21 protein-coding genes and 1 pseudogene are annotated in these 23,484 nt (G+C 52.5%); 5 read left to right on the forward strand and 17 right to left on the reverse strand.

The genetic code is table 11. From position 1 onward, the window contains the following. The first annotated feature begins 167 nt into the window (after positions 1–167). On the forward strand, positions 168–1,376 hold the full coding sequence (locus AC1M2H_RS25235; protein WP_480149382.1) for an IS256 family transposase: 1,209 nt from the start codon (positions 168–170) through the stop codon (positions 1,374–1,376). A 72-nt stretch (positions 1,377–1,448) separates the two neighbouring features. On the opposite strand, the gene AC1M2H_RS25240 is transcribed toward AC1M2H_RS25235, so the two are convergent. From AC1M2H_RS25240 to AC1M2H_RS25275, 8 genes are all read right to left on the reverse strand, one after another. Continuing rightward, the gene (locus AC1M2H_RS25240) at positions 1,449–1,721 is read right to left on the reverse strand and encodes a DUF2442 domain-containing protein (RefSeq protein ID WP_089181327.1); all 273 of its coding nucleotides are present in this window, start codon (positions 1,719–1,721) and stop codon (positions 1,449–1,451) included. Further along, on the reverse strand, positions 1,702–1,938 hold the full coding sequence (locus AC1M2H_RS25245) for a DUF4160 domain-containing protein (protein ID WP_012146806.1): 237 nt from the start codon (positions 1,936–1,938) through the stop codon (positions 1,702–1,704). Before AC1M2H_RS25245 ends, AC1M2H_RS25240 begins: the two co-directional genes overlap by 20 nt. A 15-nt stretch (positions 1,939–1,953) precedes the next feature. Next, a complete protein-coding gene (locus AC1M2H_RS25250; RefSeq protein WP_089181328.1) occupies positions 1,954–2,505 on the reverse strand; it encodes a single-stranded DNA-binding protein in 552 nt (183 codons plus the stop codon). A gap of 73 nt (positions 2,506–2,578) precedes the next feature. Then, complete coding sequence (locus AC1M2H_RS25255) at positions 2,579–3,046, reverse strand: STY4534 family ICE replication protein (protein ID WP_060558277.1); 468 nt, start codon at positions 3,044–3,046, stop codon at positions 2,579–2,581. 714 nt (positions 3,047–3,760) lie between these two features. Further along, entirely contained in the window at positions 3,761–5,800 is a 2,040-nt protein-coding gene (locus tag AC1M2H_RS25260) for a DNA topoisomerase III (protein ID WP_480149515.1), read from the reverse strand. 13 nt (positions 5,801–5,813) lie between these two features. After that, a complete protein-coding gene (locus tag AC1M2H_RS25265) occupies positions 5,814–6,386 on the reverse strand; it encodes a hypothetical protein (RefSeq protein WP_480149516.1) in 573 nt (190 codons plus the stop codon). Further along, positions 6,383–7,132: a PFL_4669 family integrating conjugative element protein gene (locus tag AC1M2H_RS25270; RefSeq protein ID WP_147881290.1), complete on the reverse strand. Its 750-nt coding sequence runs from the start codon at positions 7,130–7,132 to the stop codon at positions 6,383–6,385. The genes AC1M2H_RS25265 and AC1M2H_RS25270 overlap by 4 nt, the downstream gene beginning before the upstream one ends. A gap of 273 nt (positions 7,133–7,405) precedes the next feature. Continuing rightward, a complete protein-coding gene (locus tag AC1M2H_RS25275) occupies positions 7,406–8,539 on the reverse strand; it encodes an STY4528 family pathogenicity island replication protein (RefSeq protein WP_480149517.1) in 1,134 nt (377 codons plus the stop codon). Between AC1M2H_RS25275 and AC1M2H_RS25280 the strand changes: the two genes are divergently transcribed. Further along, positions 8,538–9,742, forward strand: a protein-coding gene (locus tag AC1M2H_RS25280; protein ID WP_480152031.1) for an IS3 family transposase whose coding sequence is annotated in 2 segments (ribosomal slippage) — positions 8,538–8,832 and positions 8,832–9,742 — 1,206 coding nt in all. Because the reading frame shifts where the segments join, the coding sequence is not laid out codon by codon here. The two genes, AC1M2H_RS25275 and AC1M2H_RS25280, sit on opposite strands and share 2 nt — an antisense overlap. Before the next feature lie 264 nt (positions 9,743–10,006). Here the strand turns inward: AC1M2H_RS25280 and AC1M2H_RS25285 are convergent. From AC1M2H_RS25285 to dnaB-PI, 6 genes are all read right to left on the reverse strand, one after another. Continuing rightward, on the reverse strand, positions 10,007–10,270 hold the full coding sequence (locus AC1M2H_RS25285; protein ID WP_043143926.1) for a ParE family toxin-like protein: 264 nt from the start codon (positions 10,268–10,270) through the stop codon (positions 10,007–10,009). Next, positions 10,267–10,896: a DUF2857 domain-containing protein gene (locus tag AC1M2H_RS25290; RefSeq protein ID WP_060558267.1), complete on the reverse strand. Its 630-nt coding sequence runs from the start codon at positions 10,894–10,896 to the stop codon at positions 10,267–10,269. The genes AC1M2H_RS25285 and AC1M2H_RS25290 overlap by 4 nt, the downstream gene beginning before the upstream one ends. A gap of 147 nt (positions 10,897–11,043) precedes the next feature. Next, positions 11,044–12,230 (reverse strand): IS3 family transposase gene (locus AC1M2H_RS25295; RefSeq protein WP_480152030.1). Its coding sequence is split into 2 segments (ribosomal slippage): positions 11,044–11,954 and positions 11,954–12,230, totalling 1,188 coding nucleotides; the frame shifts between segments, so codons are not numbered across the junction. 90 nt (positions 12,231–12,320) lie between these two features. Next, the gene (locus AC1M2H_RS25300; RefSeq protein ID WP_480149518.1) at positions 12,321–13,043 is read right to left on the reverse strand and encodes a DUF2786 domain-containing protein; all 723 of its coding nucleotides are present in this window, start codon (positions 13,041–13,043) and stop codon (positions 12,321–12,323) included. Continuing rightward, entirely contained in the window at positions 13,043–14,779 is a 1,737-nt protein-coding gene (locus tag AC1M2H_RS25305; protein WP_480149519.1) for a ParB family protein, read from the reverse strand. Before AC1M2H_RS25305 ends, AC1M2H_RS25300 begins: the two co-directional genes overlap by 1 nt. A 2-nt stretch (positions 14,780–14,781) precedes the next feature. Next, positions 14,782–16,071, reverse strand: a complete 1,290-nt coding sequence (gene dnaB-PI / locus AC1M2H_RS25310) for an SPI-7-type island replicative DNA helicase (protein ID WP_480149520.1) — start codon at positions 16,069–16,071, stop codon at positions 14,782–14,784. Between the two features lie 36 nt (positions 16,072–16,107). Here dnaB-PI and AC1M2H_RS25315 point away from each other — a divergent pair. Further along, a protein-coding gene (locus AC1M2H_RS25315; RefSeq protein WP_480152032.1) for an IS3 family transposase occupies positions 16,108–17,294 on the forward strand; the annotation gives its coding sequence in 2 pieces (ribosomal slippage) (positions 16,108–16,384 and positions 16,384–17,294; 1,188 coding nt in all). Positions 17,295–17,343: 49 nt separating this feature from the next. Here the strand turns inward: AC1M2H_RS25315 and AC1M2H_RS25320 are convergent. Continuing rightward, positions 17,344–18,261 (reverse strand): ParA family protein, encoded by a 918-nt coding sequence (locus AC1M2H_RS25320; protein WP_171887606.1) that lies wholly within the window; start codon positions 18,259–18,261, stop codon positions 17,344–17,346. A gap of 447 nt (positions 18,262–18,708) precedes the next feature. On the opposite strand from AC1M2H_RS25320, the pseudogene AC1M2H_RS25325 reads away from it, so the two are divergent. After that, positions 18,709–19,389 (forward strand): annotated as a pseudogene (locus tag AC1M2H_RS25325) (tyrosine-type recombinase/integrase); the annotation flags it as partial. A gap of 139 nt (positions 19,390–19,528) precedes the next feature. Further along, positions 19,529–20,131, forward strand: a complete 603-nt coding sequence (locus AC1M2H_RS25330; RefSeq protein ID WP_480149521.1) for a DUF2913 family protein — start codon at positions 19,529–19,531, stop codon at positions 20,129–20,131. Positions 20,132–21,057: 926 nt separating this feature from the next. On the opposite strand, the gene AC1M2H_RS25335 is transcribed toward AC1M2H_RS25330, so the two are convergent. Then, positions 21,058–22,101 carry a cyclase family protein gene (locus tag AC1M2H_RS25335; RefSeq protein ID WP_480149522.1) on the reverse strand — a complete coding sequence of 348 codons (1,044 nt, stop codon included), beginning with the start codon at positions 22,099–22,101 and terminating at the stop codon, positions 21,058–21,060. Then, entirely contained in the window at positions 22,098–23,435 is a 1,338-nt protein-coding gene (locus AC1M2H_RS25340) for an MFS transporter (RefSeq protein WP_480152033.1), read from the reverse strand. Before AC1M2H_RS25340 ends, AC1M2H_RS25335 begins: the two co-directional genes overlap by 4 nt. Positions 23,436–23,484 lie beyond the last annotated feature (49 nt).

Raw genomic sequence — 23,484 nt, forward strand, 5'->3', positions numbered from 1 at the left:
ACAATTGGCAGATGTCACTGTGCGGTTACCGTCCGGGAGGCTCAATTAACAACTCTTTATTGCTATTCAAAAAAAAACGCCAACCCGAAGGTCAGGAGCCTGTACATAGATTTGTGTAATTGCCTGATTTTGATATGTTCAATCCAACATCAAAAACAGGTTAATTTATGGACGAAAAACAGTTGCAGGCTCTGGCTAATGAACTGGCCAAAAATCTCAAAACCCCTGACGATCTCAACCAGTTCGATCGCCTGCTCAAAAAAATCAGTGTTGAGGCGGCGCTCAACGCCGAAATGACCCATCACCTCGGCTACGATAAACATCAGCCCAAACCGGCGACCAACGCCCGCAACGGCTATACCCAAAAGACAGTTATCACTGGCGATGGCCCGCTGGAGCTGCGTACACCGCGCGATCGCGATGGCTCTTTCGAACCGCAACTGGTAAAGAAAAACCAGACCCGGATCACCGGGATGGATAACCAAATTTTATCGTTGTACGCCAAAGGGATGACCACCCGTGAGATCGCCGCCGCGTTCAAAGAGCTGTATGACGCGGATGTCTCACCGGCCCTGGTCTCAAAGGTCACCGATGCTGTCATTGAGCAGGTTGTCGAATGGCAAAATCGTCCACTGGATGCAGTCTATCCCATTGTTTATCTTGACTGTATCGTCCTGAAAGTCCGGCAGGACAGCCGCGTTATCAACAAATCTGTGTTCCTGGCACTGGGTATCAATATCGAAGGCCAGAAAGAACTGCTGGGTATGTGGCTGGCCGAAAATGAGGGTGCGAAGTTCTGGCTTAATGTGCTGACAGAGCTGAAAAACCGTGGTCTGAACGATATCCTCATCGCCTGTGTTGACGGGCTGAAAGGCTTCCCCGACGCCATCAACGCGGTGTATCCGGAAGCCCGCATTCAGCTGTGTATCGTGCATATGGTGCGCAACAGCCTGCGGTTCGTCTCCTGGAAGGACTACAAAGCAGTGACCCGTGACCTGAAAGCCATCTATCAGGCTGCCACGGAAGAGGCCGGCTTGCAGGCTTTGGAAGCGTTCTCCAGTGCCTGGGACAGCCGCTACCCGCAGATAAGCCGGAGCTGGCAGGCAAACTGGACCAACCTGACGACGTTCTTCGCTTACCCGGCAGACATCCGCAAGGTGATCTACACGACCAACGCCATCGAGTCGCTGAACAGCGTGATCCGGCATGCAATCAAGAAACGGAAGGTATTCCCGACAGACGACGCGGTGAAAAAGGTGGTGTGGCTGGCAATCCAGGCGGCATCACAGAAATGGACGATGCCGCTGAGGGACTGGCGTATGGCAATGAGCCGCTTTATTATCGAGTTCGGTGACCGTCTGGACGGTCACTTCTGAGAAAAGGCATTTACACAGAATCATGTACAGGGTCGAAGGTCAGCGTTTAGTGTCAGATGACGAGGAACAACATCAGGATAATGAAGGGGTACGAGTAACGCCTTTCGCTCCCATCAACAACCCTTCCGTACTTAAGTCCTCATCCAGATCTGGCCAGTGTATACCCATTCCAGCCCCGCAGAGTTCCCAGTTTTCCCGTTGCGCCTGCGTACCGGCCGCAAGCCGGGGATACCAAGCTAACGGTGCCGAAATAGTTCGGCCATCCATCAAATCAACCGACAAACGGTCATCATCGATGCGGACATTCATTACACGCAGATCATTTTCATTGCGTAAAGTAAGCATCCCAGGCCTCCTGTAAAAGTGTCCGATGTTCAGTCACCAGACGCTGCAGTATACGCAGTTCATGTGATGCAAATCCCACACTACGCGCAATACTGACATCATGTAACCATATTTTAGCGGTTGCATTGCCCTTATCAATATGGACATGCGCCGGTTCGTTAGGTTCATGACTGTAAAAGTAAAAGCGAAAACCACCTACTCTAAGTATTGTCGGCATAATGTCTCCCGACGATCACAAAGCGTAAATGGCTGATTTTGCGATACCATAACCAAACCCAAGGAACGGTATGTCATCGTCAAAATCCATCGGCGCGGCATTTCCACCCGATTGAGCTGGCTGGGGTTGCTGAGCCGGCGTGCCGCTATGCGAAGGTTGCGGTTGCTGAGGTTTCCCCCAACTGCCCTGGCCTGATTGTCCGGCGTTGGCAGGTTGCGAACGCCCCCCCAACATCTGCAGAGTGCCGCCAATGTTGACGACGACTTCAGTGGTGTATTTTTCAACACCGGCCTGATCGGTCCATTTGCGGGTCTGCAGGGAGCCTTCTATGTAAATCTGCGAGCCTTTACGCAAGTATTCGCCGGCAATTTCAGCGAGCTTGCCGAACAGCACGATACGGTGCCATTCGGTTTTTTCTTTCTGCTCACCGGTTGCCTTATCGCGCCAGCTTTCAGAGGTCGCCAGGGTAATGTTAGCCACCGCACCGCCATTTGGCATGTAACGGACTTCAGGATCCTGGCCGAGATGACCGACAAGTATGACTTTGTTTACGCCGCGAGACGCCATAATCGAATCCTCATAGGGGAATAGAATTAGAAAGGGAAAAACGCCCCGAAAAATCGAGGCGTAGAGGGCGTTATCAGAAAGAGTTTTCCGCGTATTGTTGCTGTGCGGAACCCTGCTGAGGCGGCGTAGAGTCGGACTTCTCAGCCTGATATACCTTTTCCTGACCGATTTTGATCCAATCGACCTTGATAAGGCGGGCTTTGAGACTGACGCGCTGTTCACCGGCATGTTCGCCGCTGTTGAGTGTGAAGATGTCCGTTTTTGGATTGCTGAGCACAAAACCAATCAGGACTTTCTTGTCTTCATCAACCGATTTTTGACAGCGGTTGATCAGGCTGCTGGCTTCTTTACCGGCGACCGTTACATCGAAACGCGTGTAACTGGCGTTATCGGTAGGACCGGAGAGTCCATTGACGACACAGCTGATAAAGGTGCCATTCGGTCCATTGACTTGACGAATGTTGCTGAGGTACCCCATGCCCTTGATAGTCAGGTTGAAGTATTCAGTTTTGGTAGATGCTTGCTGAGATTGGGTAGACATGATGTTTTCTCCAGGAGTAAAGATTCGGTGACGGAGAAATACACCTTCCCTGACGGGAAAAGTATTTCCCGTCGGGAGCCAGGTATGGGTATACGCCATATCCTGACAGTCTGATCAGATTGAATAAGCCTTAATCGTTACGCAAAGTCGCGCTCACTATCAACGATATCTACTCTCAAAGGCGGGCAGATGTACCACGCAGCTAAGCTACGTACTCCCTCTCAGGCTAAGGAAGCGTTCTTTTGTTACCACCCGAAGGCGATCCTCTCAGGTAACGGGATCATTAGTGGCTGTCAATTAACAGCAGGGTCACCCGAAGGCGCTCATCACAGACCCACTGAGCATTGGTGGTTGTCCGAGGACAACAAGTAAGCCTGTTCATTTTTAGTTCAGGTGCTGCTGCTGTCAACCAGGAATATCATTTTTGTGAATTGAGAAAACAAAAACGGCACAGTCAAAGACTGCGCCGCGGAGTTTGCACCATAACTGGTAGTAAATCTCATCTGACTTCGAGGAGGGGTAGTAAACTCCTGGCGCGCTTTTCACGAAGTCGCATGCGCTTAATCAATCAACCTGAGTGTGGAGGCCATCGATACGGGCTGAAGCAGAATTGTCCATGCATTAAACTTTCCTGCCATCCGCAGCCACGGGGTGCTCTGCATCAAAGCTTGCTCACATTAGCAAAACTTTCAGCGATAAACATCAGACAATCTCTTACTCCGCTCCGGTTGTTTTATTTTTAGCCGGTGATTTTGCTTTATAGCGCTTGGCCTTACGGCTTCCTTTGGCATCAATGTTGATGATGCCCTGGCAAGTGGGATAACTACTGCAGCCCCAGAAGGCACCGCCACCTTTCTTGCCTGCACGCCGGCGCATCGTCCCTCCGCATGTCGGGCACGGCGGTGAAGGAGGCGCAGTGAACTTCACCGCCTGCGTCTTCCCTTTCTCCACCAGATGGCCCGTCCACTGTGCCTGGCGGCTCATGAACGTCTCGAGTGTCATCTGCCCCTGGGCAATCTCGTCCAGCGCCTGCTCCCACAGCGCCGTCATCCCGGGGTTGGTCAGCGCCGTCGGTAACGCATCTATCAGTTCGCCGGCAATCGGCGTGGAAAGCAGGATTTTTCCCTTCTTCTCCAGGTAGCCGCGTTTAAACAGCGTTTCCAGGATACCGGCACGTGTCGCTTCAGTACCCAGCCCCGCGTTCTCTTTCAGCACCTTCTTCAGTTGCGGGTCACTGACGAACGCCGCAGCATTTTTCATGGCGGCGATCAGTGTCCCGTCAGTAAAATGCCCCGGGGGCTTCGTCTGCAGCGTTTTAAGCTCCGCGCCGGCAACCGCGACGGATTCACCTTTTACCAGCGCCGGCAGCCGGACATCATCCGTGTCCGCCGACTCCTCTTTCACCTCGCTCACGTCATGCTGGAACAGAGCTTTCCAACCTACCACCGCCTCGACCTTGCCACGAGTGCGGAACAGTTGCCCGCCGATACTAAAGGTAGCCTCAGTCACATCCACTTCATGTAACGGCAGGAACTGTGCCAGGTAATGCTGACGGATCAGCTGATAGACCTTCAGCTCATCGGCAGACAGCTTGCTCAAATCGAACGGCTGCTTAGTCGGGATAATCCCATGGTGCGCCGTGATTTTTTTGTCGTTCCAGATGCGGGAAACAAAGGCCCTGTCGAGCCTGGCCACAATTTCGCTCTGCGTTGGATCCGTGCGGGTAACTGCACTCAGCACATCGGCAACCTCTTCCCGCATCGATGTCGGCAGATAGCCGCAATCTGTCCGGGGATATGTGGTCGCCTTGTGCGTTTCATACAGCGACTGCGCGATACTCAGCACCTGATTTGCGCTCATCCCCCACTTGCGTGAGCAAGCCTGCTGCAGCGTCCCCAGGTCAAAGGCCAGCGGCGCGGACTCTTTCTTACGCTCGGTCCCTACCTCAAGCACAACGGCATGACCTGTTTGCTGACACAGCTGCACCACGGCCTGCGCCACATTCTGCTGAATACAGCGCTTCTCTTCATCGCAGTAGTTGGCAGCCGGCACCCAGTTCGCAGGAAAAGTAATGCCATCCTTTTGCAGGTTCGCCCTGACTTGCCAGTACGGCTTGGAAATAAAGTTGGCGATTTCGCGGTCACGGTTCACGACCAGCGCCAGCGTGGGGGTCTGTACCCGCCCGATCGACAACACCTCGCCGTATCCCTGTTCCCGCGCCTTTAGAGTATAAAGTCGGGTCAGGTTCATCCCCGTCATCCAGTCAGCCCGGGCGCGTGCCAGGCCGGCCTCATACAGGGGTGCAGTCTTCTCGCCTGGGAGTTTGTTTGCCAGAGCATGCCGGATACTGGCCTCGTCCAGCGCAGACAACCAGAGGCGCTGAACCGGGCCGGTAAAGTGGCAGTGTTCCAGCAGCTCCCGCGCAATCACTTCTCCCTCTCGGTCGGCATCGGTCGCTATCACGACCGAATCCACCTGTTTGAGCAGCCCGCGGATGACCGCGAACTGGTCAGCCGTGTCTTTCTTGACGGTCATCTTCCACAGGGAGGGAACAATAGGCAGCACGGACTCCCGCCAGGGGTTACCGAACTGTTCACCGTAGGTCTCCGGCTGAGCCTGCTCCAGCAGGTGCCCGATAGCCCAAGTAACGATGACGCCGGCGCCCGCCAGATAGCCCTGCTTACGCTGGGTCGCCCCGAGAATGGCGCCGATATCTTTACCCTGGCTGGGTTTCTCACACAGGTAGAGCTGCATCAGATACCCTCCCTCATCCCTGACCTTTGGCAACCTGCTGCAGCTCCGTCATCAATCTCCCAAGGTAAGCGTCGGTCAGATGCGACGCATCCGGTGAGCTGTATGTCACTTTCAGACGGCTGCCGGCACCGGACTTGACCACTTCGAGCTCAAGGCGATCATTGCCTTTCCATTCCTGCCCCATCTTGTAATAACTTCCCCGATTTGCTGACCAGACCGGGCGTGCTTCATCAATGGAGCTCGCGCTCCAGTCGCCGTGCTGATCACGCTGGCGCAGACTCTCAAGTTCCTCGGAGGAGATGAACTGATAATGACTTTTCAGGCGTGCCGCCGCGGTATCAACGTCCACCGGGAGGCTATAAGTATGATGCACATCCTGCCGGGGCCCGGAAATACCGGCCCGGGTCATCCAGGGCATGCCGCCCTCGCTTGCGCCGCCGCTGCCACCGGTTGCCAGGGAATGGGCAGCGTCACTGATTTTTTTGTTCCATTCACCCAATTCAGTGCCTGCGCACCCCGTTAACAATAACGCGGTGCAGAGTACACCTGGCATCAAAAAAGACTTTACCTGTCGATTCATACTCATGATTTAGCTCCTTTTTTAGAGGAAATTAATGCAGAGGTCTTGAGTGGTGGAGAGAAAGAGGAGCGTATTGCGCCCGACATAATACCTTCGTCAGGCATACCCAAACGGGTGATCGCATCCTTACCTGCGGGCGTTTCGAGACGAATATCATCTCGAGTCACCTTCGCGGGACGATAGTGTTGGACGACACCGTATACGCTACGGATCCAGTGCCCCCCTCGGTCCAATAAAGTGTCGCGTTCCGAACGTGATATAAGCCCATAGTGCCAGGCTTGAAAGGCTTTCATCGCAAGCTGGTCATAGCCGACCAGAAGGAAAACGCAGCGATATCCCACAGGAGTGCGACTAAATACACCAATATTTAAAGGAGACACGGAAGCAACATCTGAAAGAGAAATTTGTGCAGGGATGTTTGCCAGTGTTTTGTCCAGCTCGGCAACAGCCTGTTGAAGTAACTGCGTACCTTTATTTAAGGTCTCTTCCAGGGCGACCATTGCAGCATCGGCATAAGGGTTATCTTCACCAGAAGCCTCATTGATCTGCCCTGCTCGTAGAATAAAACGGGGCATACTATAAATATCAGGGCGTCGCTTCCCCGACGTTTCAGGATCAGCGTTTTGGCTACGTCGCCCTTCCCATAAACGAATGGCATAGAGGGTATGAAGCTCTACGGTAAGAGTGGATTTTAATGCACCAGCGCGTGCAGCCGCCGGTTTTTGTTCATTATTCTTTGCTGATTCAACCATTAGAAGCATCCTTCCGGGAACGTGTGTGGCTTGAAATAGTCTCGGCAGACACCATTAGCAGCAATCCAAAACTCTTTTTGGTTTCTAAAGGAAAAGTTTCCAAGCCAACGACTGCCTACATTTTGCACAGTGCTGACACTGTCAGCACTGAGCGTTATTTAACCAGCGCCAAATTCCTCAGCAGAGGCACAAACAAATCTGTGCAATTTTCATACACTGCTGACACTGTCAGCAGTGTGCATTTTTTGAACAAACCTAGTTTTGCAATCACTATTAATTTTTTGCCCGCATCATTTGCTGACGCAATTTGGCCACAACACCGCTTACATGATCCCGCGACGCCAGGTGTTGACGGACCGGACCTGTTGGTTTAGCTGGCGCCGCAGAGCAAGGTATTTGGCGTCGCGGTACAGGCCTGGCAGGTTCTGGGGATTTGGCACTTGCATACAGCTCACCATTTCTGGCCCGTTTGATCACCGCCAGCAGCCAGCCAGTGGGATTATTCAGGGTGCCTTTGGCCATTGCCTGCTCAAGACTCTCCAGCACCTGACGGGCAACCTCTGCAGGCAATGCCTTAAGCTGGACACCAATCTGCCGCTGATCATCCGTCGCGATGATGTTCTGCAGTTCGGTCGGTAACTCAGGTACGTACGTTGTTTTATTCACACTCTGTGTGAAAGAACGTACGTTACAGTTCGGTTTCGTTGATGCACCGTAAGTAACTGATTTCACCATGAGTTCGGAAAGCGAACCCGGTGTTTTGTCTTCCTGTTTTACACTGGGTTCGGTATCCGAACCGGGCTTAATTTGACTTAGTTCGGTATCCGAACCCGGGGATTTTTTACTGAGTTCGGCGTCCGAACTGGGGATATTTTCCTGTCGTTGAGACACTCTGACGGCCATCTGTTGCGGGGTTTGTGGCGACCCCAGCCGTTCTGCAATCGCCGCCATCTGAGAATGCTGATGACGCATTGTCGGATCATGCTGAATATCCGACAGTACCGACCAGGCCGTCTGGCTGACGGTGCGATTTTTATGCGCACAGCCCATGGCGACCGTATCCAGCCAGGTCGGATCCAATGTCTCCGCATCACGGGCCGAGAGTGGTTCATCGTGTTGGGCATAGATATTCCCCCTCACCCGCCCCTGGCCGTCACGCACACGCCGGCACAAACTGAGCCAGCCGGTCAGGCGTAACATCAGCAGCACGCGGCTGACGGTCTCGCGAGACGCCTTACCATTGAAGGGCGAGGCAAGCTGCAGCTGCAGCTCGTCATAGGTCGGGAACACTGCACCCTGGTTCTGTTGTGCGTACAGGCGGATCATAATCCACGCAGTTTTATCCAGCGGTGACAGACGGGTGTCCAGGAGCAACCGGCGGGGGATGGAATCATGTACATTGCCCATGTGCTGTGGTCGAATAATCAGGACACTAAACTTACATCCAAAATGGAGGTGTTTAGTGAATCAGAAGCGAAAGTTTACGCCAGAATTTAAGAAGGAAACGGTGGCCCTGGTGCTGACGCAAAATTACTCCATTGCGCGTGCCGCAACTTCTTTGGGGATCAGCGCCAAAACATTGCGCAGTTGGGTCGCCGCCGCGCGCCAGCGCCATGAAAGTCCGCTTAGTGAAGATGAACAAGCTGAACTCCGAAGGCTACGTCTAGAAAACAAAGAGTTACGCATTGAGAAGGAAATATTAAAAAAGGCGAGCGCCTTCTTTGCGAAGCACATGTCGTGAGATACCAGTTTATCCTCGATAACGCAGGTAATTACAGGCTACGGACGCTTTGTCGCGTGATGCGCATTAGCCCGTCCGCATGGTATGCCTGGCGAAAAAAGCCGATAGCCTGCCCGCCGAAAGATACCGCAGTCAGGGTGATGCTCAAGGCGTTATTCTCTGCCAGTCGGGAAAGTGCCGGGAGCCGAACGCTGGTTAAAAAGCTCCGTGAAGAAGGCGTCACCATAAGTCGTTGGCGCGTTAGAAAAATCATGAGCGAAGAGGGACTTCTCTGCCGGCAACGCCGTGCCTGGAAGGTCACAACGAAACCGAAGAAAGGGGCTGATTTTGCACCAAATCTGTTGAATCAGAACTTCAATCCTCCCGGACCGGACCAGATATGGGTGAGTGATATTACGTATCTGAAAACGGGTGAAGGCTGGTTGTACCTGGCTGCGATCATGGATTTATATTCCCGCCGGATCGTCGGTTGGCACATTGACAAGAGAATGACATCGTCGCTGGTTTGCCGGGCTCTCATGCAGGCTTACAACCTGCGCAATCCACCGACAGGGCTGGTCGTCCATACCGATCGTGGAGCGCAGTATACCAGCAAGCGCTTCCAAACGCAGTTAACCAGTTACGGACTCAGAAGCAGCATGGGAGATGTTGGCGCCTGCTGGGATAACGCGGTAATGGAGCGTTTTTGGGGCAGTTTGAAACATGAATGGGTGCTGTTGATCCCGCAGCAGACGCGGGCAGGTATGAAACGTGATGTTGCAGACTATATGCGTTATTACAATCTTGACAGAAACCATGCTTCGAATGGGTATTTATCGCCAGAGCGATATGAACAGATGGCTGAGAAAAAAGTGTCCTGTTTAACTTGACCAGATCACTGTACAGCAGACCGCTGCGCAGATTCGTGACATCGGGGCTCCCCGCGTGCTTTTCCGCACCTATTCGCTCCGCCAGGCGGGCATTCATTTGTTCGAGCGTAAAGGTGATCAGGCTGTCATCAGGTGTGTTGTTTATGCTCATCGATTTTGCGCATCCTTTTACGCTGCCCCCGCCCACAGGGCGAAGGCATCAAGCGGTTGTTGGCCTAACGGCACTCAGGCCTGTACCCGATACCAGGTACAGGGTGAATGCCATCACTTCCACAGTTCGTTGTTGTAGCGTTCATGGGTCAACAGCTCCCAGTCATCACCACTGTTTCGGCTGAGCAGTCGCCAGCTGGTACCGATATCAATCTTCATCCAGGCACGCCCGGGGGCGTGCTTGCCTTTAACATGAAGGTGCTTGTAGTTACGTTCCCCGCGGCGGAAACGCCTGACCTGCTCCTTCGCCTTTCTCTGGCAGGATGGTGGCGCCGAACGGGGGACCTGCAACCCCGGCATTAACATCACGGGCTTCATGCCAGCCTCCTTGTATTTCCTCCCGGCGTAGCGCGTGGCGTACGCACCGCCTGAATGGCTTTTCTGGCCGTTGCCGTCTGAGGGGCATCGAAGCTGCGGACGGCGTGCCAGACAGCCGTCAGAGAAACATCCATCTGTTCGGCGGCCAGCATCATGACGTCCAGTCCATCGGCACTGGAGGCGTCATCGATGTCGGCCTTTTGCCACTGGCGCCACAATGCCGCGTTCTCGTCGTCGCTGAGCGCTGCACAGCGCCCCTGGCGAATGTTGATACCGGTCATGCGTCGGCGGGCTGCAACTTCAACGGTCGAGAGGCCAAAATAGTGCTGCATCATTTCGATAGAGCCCCCCAACGCCAGTGCACGATCAATCCGCTGCATGCGCTGCTGTTCACGGCGCGCATGTTGCAGCATCAGGGAGAAATTCTCGTGATGGATTTGGAAGGTCAACACTGATACCGAGCTGTTCATCAGGTAATGCAGATCTTCAATGGTCAAACCGTGCAGCAGCTGCATCTCTTCGGTGGTCAGTCCCAGGGACTCACAGCGGCGGATATAGCCTGATTTAAGTTCCATCACGAGCTGAGTGAGCAGGCTGTTCGTCGCCTGAGACAAGCTATTACTCATAGTGAAGCCCCCTGGACTTTGGAAAAATATCTCGAAAAAACAGCAAACAAACATGCCAGCAACACCATGGAAACGAACAGGAATGGCAGCGCTGAAAGGAAGTTTTTGCCCTTGTCCTTAAACCACGTTCTGGGATCAGTGATCTGGTCAAGTTAAACAGGACACTTTTTTCTCAGCCATCTGTTCATATCGCACTGGCGATAAATACCCATTCGAAGCATGGTTTCTGTCAAGATTGTAATAACGCATATAGTCTGCAACATCACGTTTCATACCTGCCCGCGTCTGCTGCGGGATCAACAGCACCCATTCATGTTTCAAACTGCCCCAAAAACGCTCCATTACCGCGTTATCCCAGCAGGCGCCAACATCTCCCATGCTGCTTCTGAGTCCGTAACTGGTTAACAGCGTTTGGAAGCGCTTGCTGGTATACTGCGCTCCACGATCGGTATGGACGACCAGCCCTGTCGGTGGATTGCGCAGGTTGTAAGCCTGCATGAGAGCCCGGCAAACCAGCGACGATGTCATTTTCTTGTCAATGTGCCAACCGACGATCCGGCGGGAATATAAATCCATGATCGCAGCCAGGTACAACCAGCCTTCACCCGTTTTCAGATACGTAATATCACTCACCCATATCTGGTCCGGTCCGGGAGGATTGAAGTTCTGATTCAACAGATTTGGTGCAAAATCAGCCCCTTTCTTCGGTTTCGTTGTGACCTTCCAGGCACGGCGTTGCCGGCAGAGAAGTCCCTCTTCGCTCATGATTTTTCTAACGCGCCAACGACTTATGGTGACGCCTTCTTCACGGAGCTTTTTAACCAGCGTTCGGCTCCCGGCACTTTCCCGACTGGCAGAGAATAACGCCTTGAGCATCACCCTGACTGCGGTATCTTTCGACGGGCAGGCTATCGGCTTTTTTCGCCAGGCATACCATGCGGACGGGCTAATGCGCATCACGCGACAAAGCGTCCGTAGCCTGTAATTACCTGCGTTATCGAGGATAAACTGGTATCTCACGACATGTGCTTCGCAAAGAAGGCGCTCGCCTTTTTTAATATTTCCTTCTCAATGCGTAACTCTTTGTTTTCTAGACGTAGCCTTCGGAGTTCAGCTTGTTCATCTTCACTAAGCGGACTTTCATGGCGCTGGCGCGCGGCGGCGACCCAACTGCGCAATGTTTTGGCGCTGATCCCCAAAGAAGTTGCGGCACGCGCAATGGAGTAATTTTGCGTCAGCACCAGGGCCACCGTTTCCTTCTTAAATTCTGGCGTAAATTTTCGCTTCTGATTCACTAAACACCTCCATTTTGGATGTAAGTTTAGTGTCCTGATTATTCGACCACAGCACAGGAACGTTGCCCATACCGAGAAGTAGGAACCAAAAAACGAAGGTCTGCATTGTGAGAAGGTATAAATAAGGGTTCATGAATTGCGTCCTCCCTGATAACCAATACCAGTGGCAACAGCCCCCTGTACTCCCTGGTGTAAACGGGCGTTCTGGCCTGCTTCGAATCCACGTAAACGGGCAATATCATCACCGCGGCAGGTTTTCGGGGCGCGCGTTTGCAGCTCACCCATCTTTTGGCTTTCCAGCCAGGCTCCCATCAGCTCGCATTCCTGTTCTGTCACGGTAAACGTCGTGATGACTCTCCGGACGCCGGCAACCCAGCCGGCACGAAACTGCTCAGCCCGGGCACGCCGCGTGCTCATTTTCAGGCGCTTATTCTGGGTTTTCAGGTAGTCTGCAGTCGCATCTTTCAACTGCCGGCTCAGCACATCGAACGCATAAGCCGCAACGGCCGGCCGCTCACTAAAACCGTAGAACGTCACGTTGCGGCGCGGGCCCGACTCGCTATCCCGCCAGGAAAAATACAAACGGCATCCAAAGGCGCGGGCAATCGCCCACGCCAGACCGGACATCCATTCAGGCAGTTTTTGTTTCGCTTCGGAAGGCGCTCCCCGGCTCGGTGCCGTCTGAATAGATGACAGGCTGGCTTCCAGCTCGCTGATACCGTATTTCTCCATCAGTTTTTGCGCCCGGGCTAACGCCAGTCCAGCCTCATGCGCATTACTGTTGCTACGGGCCAGCTCAAGCAGTTTGCGCACCAGTTTCACCAGGCGCACCTGTCGTTGTGAATGGCTCATCAGGCTGTCTCCTCTGTTGCAGATAAGTCACGCTGCAGTTCACGCAGACGGCGTAAGACGCGAATAAGGCGCATCAATTTCACGGCATGAATATCGTCAAGCAACGGCCAGTCAGCAGCATTTTCCGACCCGATGAGGGCTTCATTGAGCGAGCTGGATGAGGCGCCGTCCGGGTTGTTGCCGGCAAGGGTCAGGAGTAACGCGGTGAAGCGAGAGGGACGTTCGGCAGTCAATGCGTAGCCGGCAGCCTGCAAGTTGGCTTTATCAGCTTTGATTTCAGCCTCGCAGCCCGCCACTTCGGCCAGTTCGAATGCCAATCGGAAGGTGATCACCTGCAGGTGTTCGATATCATCCTGCAGGGCAGAAATAGCCCAAATGGAGGAGACTGGCTCAAGTCCTACCTCGGCAAAAGGCACCTCTGCAACAGGGGTTACACCTTGATTTGGCTGTGTCCCGGTATTGCTGTGAAGGGCTGTCGACTCATGAGTGTCAGGCAGGGGGACGATGGTATTCTCACCGTCTAAAACCGTTTCAACGTCACCTGACAAGACCGAAGGCGCACCATATAAGTCAGGCTGGGTTTCAACACGGCGTTCAGTTTGAGCTGTGGGCGTTTCCTCTTCCTGAGCGTTCTGTGATTCATCATCGGCATCACCCGTTGACCCAGGCAACGCGCTGTCCAGTACCAAAGAAGAGCCCTCCCCCTGTACTTCAGGTGCCGTCGGTCCGTCGGTATTTTCCTGCTGCAGTGCTGGCGCCAACTCGACAGTATTGCCCTTGCCTGACAGCTCAGGCGTTAATGCCGGCTCAGGCTCACCGAGGTGCTTACGCCGGTTTTGCTCTTTGGGATCGAGCTCCAGTAGCCAGCGGTCATAATTGAGCAACGGGTGTGGCAACGCGTTAATGAGCGCACCGATCAACTCATCACGAAACATATCCAGCGAATAGACTTCAGGGTCATCAAAGTGACTGCAGACTGCTCCGAAGACTGCATCAAAGGTACAAGTTACTTCAACATCAATGATAAAACGCTGCCATGTTTTGTCAGCATTCCCACGTAAGGCTAACAAGAGTTGAATCTGTGGACGTCCTAAACCTGACTCGAGTAAACGTGGAATATAAGGGTATAAATATTGGATCGTATCTTCCATCCGACTGATATTGGAGTTATGAACCGGATAGCCGGACTCACCCAACAGCGTTGAAAGTTCACGTAAAGAAACTGTTTTTCCCAACTGCTCTTCAAAAAGCGTACGTGCCTGCTTGATCCCAAACGCTTTCTCGATAAACGTCAGATCTCCACGCACTTCATTTTCAGCCAAATGACCAATGACACAGGACAGCCGACCTGGCCAGGGTTTGAACACACAAGAAAAGCGGTAGAATCGCTCTTCGCCTGTTTCTTGCCAGAGTTCGGAAAGGATCGCATAACGCGTATTCCCCCCATCACTGAAGAAATATCCCAGCTCAGGACGCTCTGGATCACGAGTTACTTTTGGCACTGTGTCCAAACCGCGTGCCCGAATTGACGCTTTAATATCATCATATTTGGGGTTGCGGGTGGTGCGCGGGTTATCCGGATTCGGGTTCACTTCATCCAGGGTCAATACCAACGGCATTTCACTGACAGGGGTTTCCGCCAGCACAGGGGCTAAAGGTTGCGTGCCTGCTGCAGTCTTGCCCTGCTGGAGCAAAGCACTGTTCAGATCGAGGATCTTGGTTTTAGTACGCGCCATAGTTACGCCCTCCCCGAGTATTGGTCATACTGACCATCGTGGAAGTCACTGAACGCGGTGAATTGCCCTTCAAACTTGACGCGAACGGTGCCCGTTGCCCCCTGACGCTGCTTACCAATGATAATTTCTGCCGTGCCGGCATCATCAGAGTCAGCGTAATAGACCTCATCCCGGTAGATGAAGGCGATCACATCGGCATCCTGCTCCAGCGCACCAGAGTCTCGCAGGTCACCATTAAAGGGACGTTTGTCAGCACGGCTTTCCAACTGTCGGTTCAGCTGAGATAGCGCAACAACGGGACAATCAAGTTCTTTGGCCAGCGCTTTCAGACTGCGGGAAATTTCTGAAATTTCCTGAGTGCGATTTTCCTGGCCAGGGCAACGCATCAGCTGCAGGTAATCGACCATGATTAAACCCGGATTACCATACAACCGGGTATAGCGCCGTGCCCTGGAGCGCAGCAGTGAGGGGGTCAAATACGATTCATCGTCAATAATCAGGCGGTTTTCCAATGGCAACAACCGCTCCATCGCTTTGGAAATACGCGCCCAATCTTCATCATCCAACTGGCCGCTGCGCAGCCTTGAAAGTTCAACCCGCCCGTCAACAGCAATCAGGCGTTGCAGCAACTGCTCGCGCGGCATTTCCAGGCTAAAGAAGAATGCCGGTTTCTCCGTGCCTCGAAGTGCGCTGGTGTAGGCGCTCAACGCAAAGGCGGTTTTACCCATCGAAGGCCGTGCGGCAAGCAAAACCAAATCTCCCGGCTGCAAACCACACGTCATCACATCGAGCTCTGAGAAGCCGGTCGGGGTTCCTGTGATCCCATTACCGCCATTCACCGTCTCCAGATAGGTCACGACAGCATTCAGCCCATCGGTCAGGCTGACATTCTGCTGTGAGTGGGTTTGCTCAGAGAGCTGGAACAATTGCTGTTCAGCCCTTTCGGCCAGGGCGGCAGAATCTGCGCGGGGATTGGCAGCATCAGCGCTCAATTCACGCCCGATCTGCAACAGGCTACGCAGTCGACTGCGTTCAGCGACAATCCCGGCATAGGCGACAATATTTGCTGCGCTCGGTGTGTTTTTCGACAACTCCGCCAGATAGGCAAAACCGCCGACCTGCTCGAGCTCACCATTTTGTTCCAATGACTCATGGAGCGTAATCAGATCAATCGGCTGCTGAACAGCCATTAGGCGAGCCATGGCCTGGAAAATACGACGATGTACCGCCAGATAAAAATCACGATCTTCAACTAATGGCAGAATGTCATCCCACCGCTCGGTATCCAGCATCAAGCCGCCGAGAACGGCCTGTGCTGTGGTCGAATAATCAGGACACTAAACTTACATCCAAAATGGAGGTGTTTAGTGAATCAGAAGCGAAAGTTTACGCCAGAATTTAAGAAGGAAACGGTGGCCCTGGTGCTGACGCAAAATTACTCCATTGCGCGTGCCGCAACTTCTTTGGGGATCAGCGCCAAAACATTGCGCAGTTGGGTCGCCGCCGCGCGCCAGCGCCATGAAAGTCCGCTTAGTGAAGATGAACAAGCTGAACTCCGAAGGCTACGTCTAGAAAACAAAGAGTTACGCATTGAGAAGGAAATATTAAAAAAGGCGAGCGCCTTCTTTGCGAAGCACATGTCGTGAGATACCAGTTTATCCTCGATAACGCAGGTAATTACAGGCTACGGACGCTTTGTCGCGTGATGCGCATTAGCCCGTCCGCATGGTATGCCTGGCGAAAAAAGCCGATAGCCTGCCCGCCGAAAGATACCGCAGTCAGGGTGATGCTCAAGGCGTTATTCTCTGCCAGTCGGGAAAGTGCCGGGAGCCGAACGCTGGTTAAAAAGCTCCGTGAAGAAGGCGTCACCATAAGTCGTTGGCGCGTTAGAAAAATCATGAGCGAAGAGGGACTTCTCTGCCGGCAACGCCGTGCCTGGAAGGTCACAACGAAACCGAAGAAAGGGGCTGATTTTGCACCAAATCTGTTGAATCAGAACTTCAATCCTCCCGGACCGGACCAGATATGGGTGAGTGATATTACGTATCTGAAAACGGGTGAAGGCTGGTTGTACCTGGCTGCGATCATGGATTTATATTCCCGCCGGATCGTCGGTTGGCACATTGACAAGAGAATGACATCGTCGCTGGTTTGCCGGGCTCTCATGCAGGCTTACAACCTGCGCAATCCACCGACAGGGCTGGTCGTCCATACCGATCGTGGAGCGCAGTATACCAGCAAGCGCTTCCAAACGCAGTTAACCAGTTACGGACTCAGAAGCAGCATGGGAGATGTTGGCGCCTGCTGGGATAACGCGGTAATGGAGCGTTTTTGGGGCAGTTTGAAACATGAATGGGTGCTGTTGATCCCGCAGCAGACGCGGGCAGGTATGAAACGTGATGTTGCAGACTATATGCGTTATTACAATCTTGACAGAAACCATGCTTCGAATGGGTATTTATCGCCAGAGCGATATGAACAGATGGCTGAGAAAAAAGTGTCCTGTTTAACTTGACCAGATCACTGCTCGGCATCCGAAGAATAAGGAATATGCATATCAACCTTCATAGATTTGCCTCCTGACGCAGAACGTCGAAGTCGGCAACCCAGTGAGGGAACAACTCGCAGGCCAGCTCATACATAGTGTCAGCAGCAGCGAGCGTTGATGTACGGGTTGTGGTTCTTTCGAGACGATGAACAGGTTGGCCGGAAGCATGCCCCATTTTGTAAATTTCAAGCTTGGGGATGATGGTGTCGAGAAGGGAGACGTCGAAGGTATCTGCACGCAGATACTGCCCGTTTGCGATAATGCCGCGCAGACTGTCCAGAGTCTGCCAATCCAGATTAGTGTACTCCATGCAGTTCGTCAGAATGCGGATACGCGGTAACGCAATACCGTAGCTGGTCAGCGGCAATAATCCTTCCATCAACCCCAATGTGCCACGCAGAAACTCACGCGTATCCGGCAGTATAGGCTTGATAACACCGACAGCGAACTCCGTACTGGCAACCAGAATCAGTTCGAGCATCACAGACGCCGCACCTTTGGAGTCAATGATGATGACGTCGTACTCGTTGAACAAAGGGTGCTGCAGAACATTCTTCAGCCGCATACGACCATCAGGGGCATGCAACATGGCAGAGGATAAACGGTCGTGGGGATCGTTGGAAACGATGATGTCTAAATTTGGGATAACAGAACGGGAGATGATTTCTTCGGGGTGATTGAGATCGACTGTCTTCATCAACAGTTCATACAAACCGTTGGGGGCTTCATATTCCAGGGAGAAAATGCTGCTTGCGGTGGGTTGGGAGTGGTCACCATCGATGAGGAGAGTTTTTTTACCTGCATCGGCAAGGAAGCCTGCAAGGTTGGCGCTTTGAGTGGATTTACCTTCGCCCCCTTTGGTTGAGACCATAGGGATAACACGAGGTGCCGGGTGGCTAACACCTATAGATGTGGATTTAGCTAATGTATGCATGTTTTACACTCGAATTTATCAATTCGCGTGTAAACGGTTAAATTATATATCATTTAACAATTTTGCAACAAGCACAGGGATTGAAAATCCCCGTGTCCTTGGTTCGATTCCGAGTCCGGGCACCACTATTCAGAGAACCCGCCAAAAAGGCGGGTTTTTGCTTTTCTACGGCCAGACTCTCCATCGAACTGCGTTCGATTATTCGCCGCCAGCGGCTCACCCCTTCGGGGCCGACGCGACACGCGCGTCGTTCAACGCCTCCGGCGTTAGTCCGAGTCCGGGCACCACTATTCTTTTTTTATGCCTTCCTATGGATTCCTGTGTTGTTGAAATTCAACAGGTTGGGGTAAAAAGTCTTTCTGATACGTTTTGATTTATCCCTTCGTATCCAGAGAATTTGGGGTCAGATTGCGGGTCATTCAGTTCGACAACTGGAGTGACCCTCATATGTTAACTGACAGCAAAATCCGCTCAGCAAAATCTCTTGTAAAATCATACAAACTTACCGACTCGCAAGGCCTGTACCTAACGGAATCGACCAGCGGCGCTAAGTTATGGTATTTCCGCTATCGCCGCGGCGGTAAAGAAAACCGTCTGGCCTTTGGTCCCTATCCACAGACTACTCTGACGGAAGCCCGCGAAAAACGCGATGCCGCGCGAAAGTTACTGGCGTCCGGTATCAGTCCCTCCCTGGTTCGGAAGGCGCATAACACCGCCGTTGATGAATCGCGTGCATTAAAGTGCATCGCTACCGCATGGCATAGCAGTGGCTTTAAACTCTGGTCGAAAGCTCATGCCAATAAAATACTCATCTGCCTGAAACGCTACGTTTTCGCCGCCATTGGCGAAATGGATATCGCTCAGGTTGAAACCCGCCATCTGGCGCAGCTTGTGAAGGCGATTGACGATAAAGGCGTACATGACGTCGCCGGACGGGTACGCCAGCACCTGACCAAAATCATGTGCCACGCCGTACAGCAGGGTACGATTAAATATAATCCGGCTTACGATTTAGAGGGTGTCGTGACCCCCGTGGTGACCCAACATCACCCCGCCCTGCTGCTGAAACGCCTGCCGGAGCTTCTGGAGAAGATTGAGAACGACAAAGGCTGGCGGTTATATCAAATAACCTCCGGCCATTTTCAGTTCCTTACGACGATGAAAAACAATGAGAAAGGTAGTCGGTTTCTCTCCCGGGTGGAGCCAGTTTTCAGGCCCGTTGCAGTACGGTATAATTTGCGACGCCATTCTTCCTGAACCAGGCATTATGTTATCTGAAAAGAATAAGAACACATCTTCTCACCTCATCTTTTGTGCACTAACTGCGCTCCATCTGGCACGTAAAGACAACATATTGTCTTCACCACAGGCAGAAAATATCTTCCTTGTTCGCTGGTTTATTCAGGCCCAAAAACAAAAACGCTTCCCGAAATCTGTCGCAGAAGATATCGCTCTTTGCATAAAAACAGGTCAAAAAAAGAATAAGCACGTCAGCCTGCGTCGCATTCTCGAGGAACTGTGGAATGAAGAAAATCCCAATTCCCTGGTGCGTCTGACCCGGGCAGTTGAATCCTTAATATCCTCAGGCTGGCAAAATGCAACCCTTACCAGTAATGAATGGCATACAGGGGACCTACAGCCAGAAAAGGGTGGCCCTGCTTTTTTCGTTTCCAGAAACGCATTAACTGAAAGTTTTTCTGAGACCGGAGACCTGATTAACCCGGTCGATTTTCTGGTCTATGGCAACGCTGAACTGTTTATCGGGACATTCAGGGCTCATGCCAGCATGAAAGCTGATGCCGGTTTTCATGGGAAAAAAACATGCCTGGAATACGTACCTTCTGGCCCATTCATTCACCCAATATTGTAGGGCGAATGAATGGGGTAACGATGAGGGACGTTCTTCGATGTGAGATGCTCACAGCGGAAGGTTCGGTCTTCCATGAAAATTACGCGCCGTAGTATATCAACGGTGAAGCGAGAAACTAAAAAAATGATTACCAGGAAAACAAAACATATATTTTAACCTCAGTCACCGCTGTTATAATCAGCAAAAAAAAGTACCCGCAAAAAAAACACTAATAAGCTCAAGTTATTAATTTCTTCAACCTGTAGCATCTGTATTCAGACGTGTTATTTTATGCTAAGACTATTGATGGAATTAAAATTTCTGTTTTCATGAGGGCGCAGTCCCTTTGCCACCCACCTCGTAACCTCTGGATATTTCGGTCTGGCAGTGATACTCGGTTGGAATATCCGGAGATTATTTTCAACATTAATAGCTTGCCTACAGGATATACTTAAAACCACATTCCATCTTTTACGGCTTATTCCGTCCCCCCCATTACAGAATAATGTACTTTTGACGTTGTTCTGGGCGTTCTGAAAATATCACGTTTGTAATTTCCAGGTGCATTCACCCTGGACGCAATATTACACGCATGCTGAACCTCGCCCTTGTTCCCACAAATCAGCCATCAGAAAAGCACTCCCGGGTTCCGCGATAATTTATTCCTATACGTAGCTCTCACTGCCACATTTACCTTCCATTACCCGGTAAAACATCTTTTCCACCCAGTGGACAAGCTAATCCAGCCCGGAGGCGTGGAAGCCAGTCGCCTGCACCTGTATGTAAACAACCTAACGTGAATCACTGAATCCCAGCTTCGAGGCTCGGCATCACAACAGCATGATATTCATCACGCTGCAGACCACACCGGTGACGCAACTGATCGGTAAACCGGGCAGACCCGGAGTTCAAAAATAGATGGTCGGCAACCAGGCCGACCTTATGAATTAAACAGTAGCAATCGGCGTAGCTGGCGATCCCACCGCACCAGGCAACCGCAGCGGCGGTGCGGTAAGCAGAAAGGCGTGACGTTGATGCTGTGCCAGCCAGTCTGCAAGAGGACTCAGCAGCATCAGTTCGCCGAGATATACGCCCAGACGGAACAAACACAAATCATGAAGAGGATGAGACGGATAAAAAGCATCGTTCATTGGACGTGCCGGTAAAATTTCCACCGCCGGATTATCCGCAATCAGCGCCACCACTCCGCTCTCGACAATCCAGTTGCGCAACTGCTCATCACTGCCATCCAGCCCGGCAAAATGGTTATTGAGGAAAGCCATATCAGGCTCGCCTCGCATGGAGATAATTGATTCATCCATACCGGTACGGAAACAAACCATATCGCCAGGGCGAATCTCTATATCATCCGCTTGCAAAACCTGCTGCAAATGTTGATAGCCAAACGCAAACCGCTCTGAACCAAAGTGGCGTTTGATATCAATCATCACCGCACGACCTTGCATACCATGTTGCGCCACATTTTCGATGCCGAGTTTCCTGGCTCCTAAGTGGCTGCCGAGAGCGCAGCCACAACCACCGCGATAATCGGTTTCACCGACGATATCCACACTGGCCCTGTAGCCGTTATAAAACACCATCTCTGGTATGCCATTGTCGTTGACATCAAACCACTGCCCCATGTGTGCCAGACTGTCCCACTGCGTTGAGTATTGCAGCGCAAGAGTGACGGTATCATCACAAATCACATCGGTAAGCAGCGGATTATCACGTGATAGCGGATACGTCATGTTAGCATACTCTCCGCGTCGTGTTGCATTAAGCCGAGGTGGCGAACGACGCGGATTCATTGCCGTTCCGCCAGGCAAATCGAGAGGCAAACTCAGGCAGAAAGTTTGCCCGATTTTCACCTCGGCTACACCTTCCAGAACTTTCTGCGCGGTGAGCAGATTCAGGCGCCCCAGCTGATCGTCGGCCCCGAAGTCGCCCCAGGTGGATTGCTCCGGGCGTTTCTTCCAGCGAGCATTCATACTTCTCTCCTTAATTTATCATCCAGCGCAGCAGCGGTTTGCGTGCCCATCGGTTGTACTTGCGGTAGCCAGAATGCATAAATCAACGCTCCCACCACACCGATCACTCCAGCAATTTCCAGAGGGATCATAAATGAGTGCGTGTACTGCATGATCACCCCGATCAGGATCGGCGAAATAATACCTGCCAGATTGGCTGCCATGTTTTGAATACCGCCTATCGTTGCCACGTTAGCGCGGTTCGGTGCGACATCGGAAGGCAGTGCCCACAAAGCAGCGGAAGCAAAGGTGGCGGCAAAGTTCGCAAAGCAGAGTGAGGCCAGCGCCAGTTCAACTGTTGGCGAAAACGCCGCTAAGCCGATAGTAGCGCTACCTAACATACCGCCCACCAGAGAGATCTTACGCGCCACGCTCAGTGAATAGCCGCGACGCACCAGAGCATCTGACAGCAACCCACCACACCAGCCGCCAACGATCGCCGCCAGCCCAGGTAACATACCGAGCAGACCGAATTTCATCAGCGATAAATGGAAAGTTTCCACCAGATAGGTTGGGAACCAAGTGAAGAAGAAGTAAGAGACAAAGTTGATGCAGAAGAAGCCTGCCATCATCGCCTGTACGGCTCGCTGTCCCAGCAGTTGGCGCACACTCATGGGATCACCCGTTTGTGGATCCTGGTTGGCCTCAATAAACTCCACTTCTTCGCGCGTTACGGTTTTATGGTCACGCGGATCACGATACCAAAAATACCATGCCAGGGCCCAGATCACGGCCACCGCCCCTGAGATGACAAAGGTCATACGCCAGCCGACCAGGGCAATCAGGAAGGAGATAATGGGAATAGCCAGCGTGCCGCCGATTTTACTGCCGTTGTTAAAGGTAGCTGCGGCAAAGCTGCGCTCCTGGCGAGGGAACCAGCGCGTGACGGTTGAAGAGCTGGCGGGATAACTGGGGGCCTCGACTGCGCCCAGTACAAAACGAAAACCCACCAGGGCAGCAATTGAGCTGGCAAGGCCGCAAGCTGCTGTAGCTAAGCCCCAGCCGAGGCTGCTGACGGCAAAGGTGATGCGTGGTCCCAGTTTATCCACCAGCCAACCGCCGGGTAGTTGGAACAGTACATAGCTCCAGAAAAACGCCGAGAGCAGTAAGCCGCTGTCAGTGGGCGAGAAGTGCAGCTCCTGGCTCATAAACGGCATGGCGACACTCATGGCAGCGCGATCGATGTAGTTGATAGCGATGCCGACGGACAGTACTGTGAGAATGACGAAACGAAATTTCCCTTTCGCTTTACTTGCCTGAATTGCAGCAGGTGATCCATTGGAATTTAGCGACATGTCGCCTCCAATTGTTTTTATTTTCTGTAGGGGAAACGCCGCATCAGGT

Source organism: Klebsiella sp. F11, assembly GCF_056712265.1.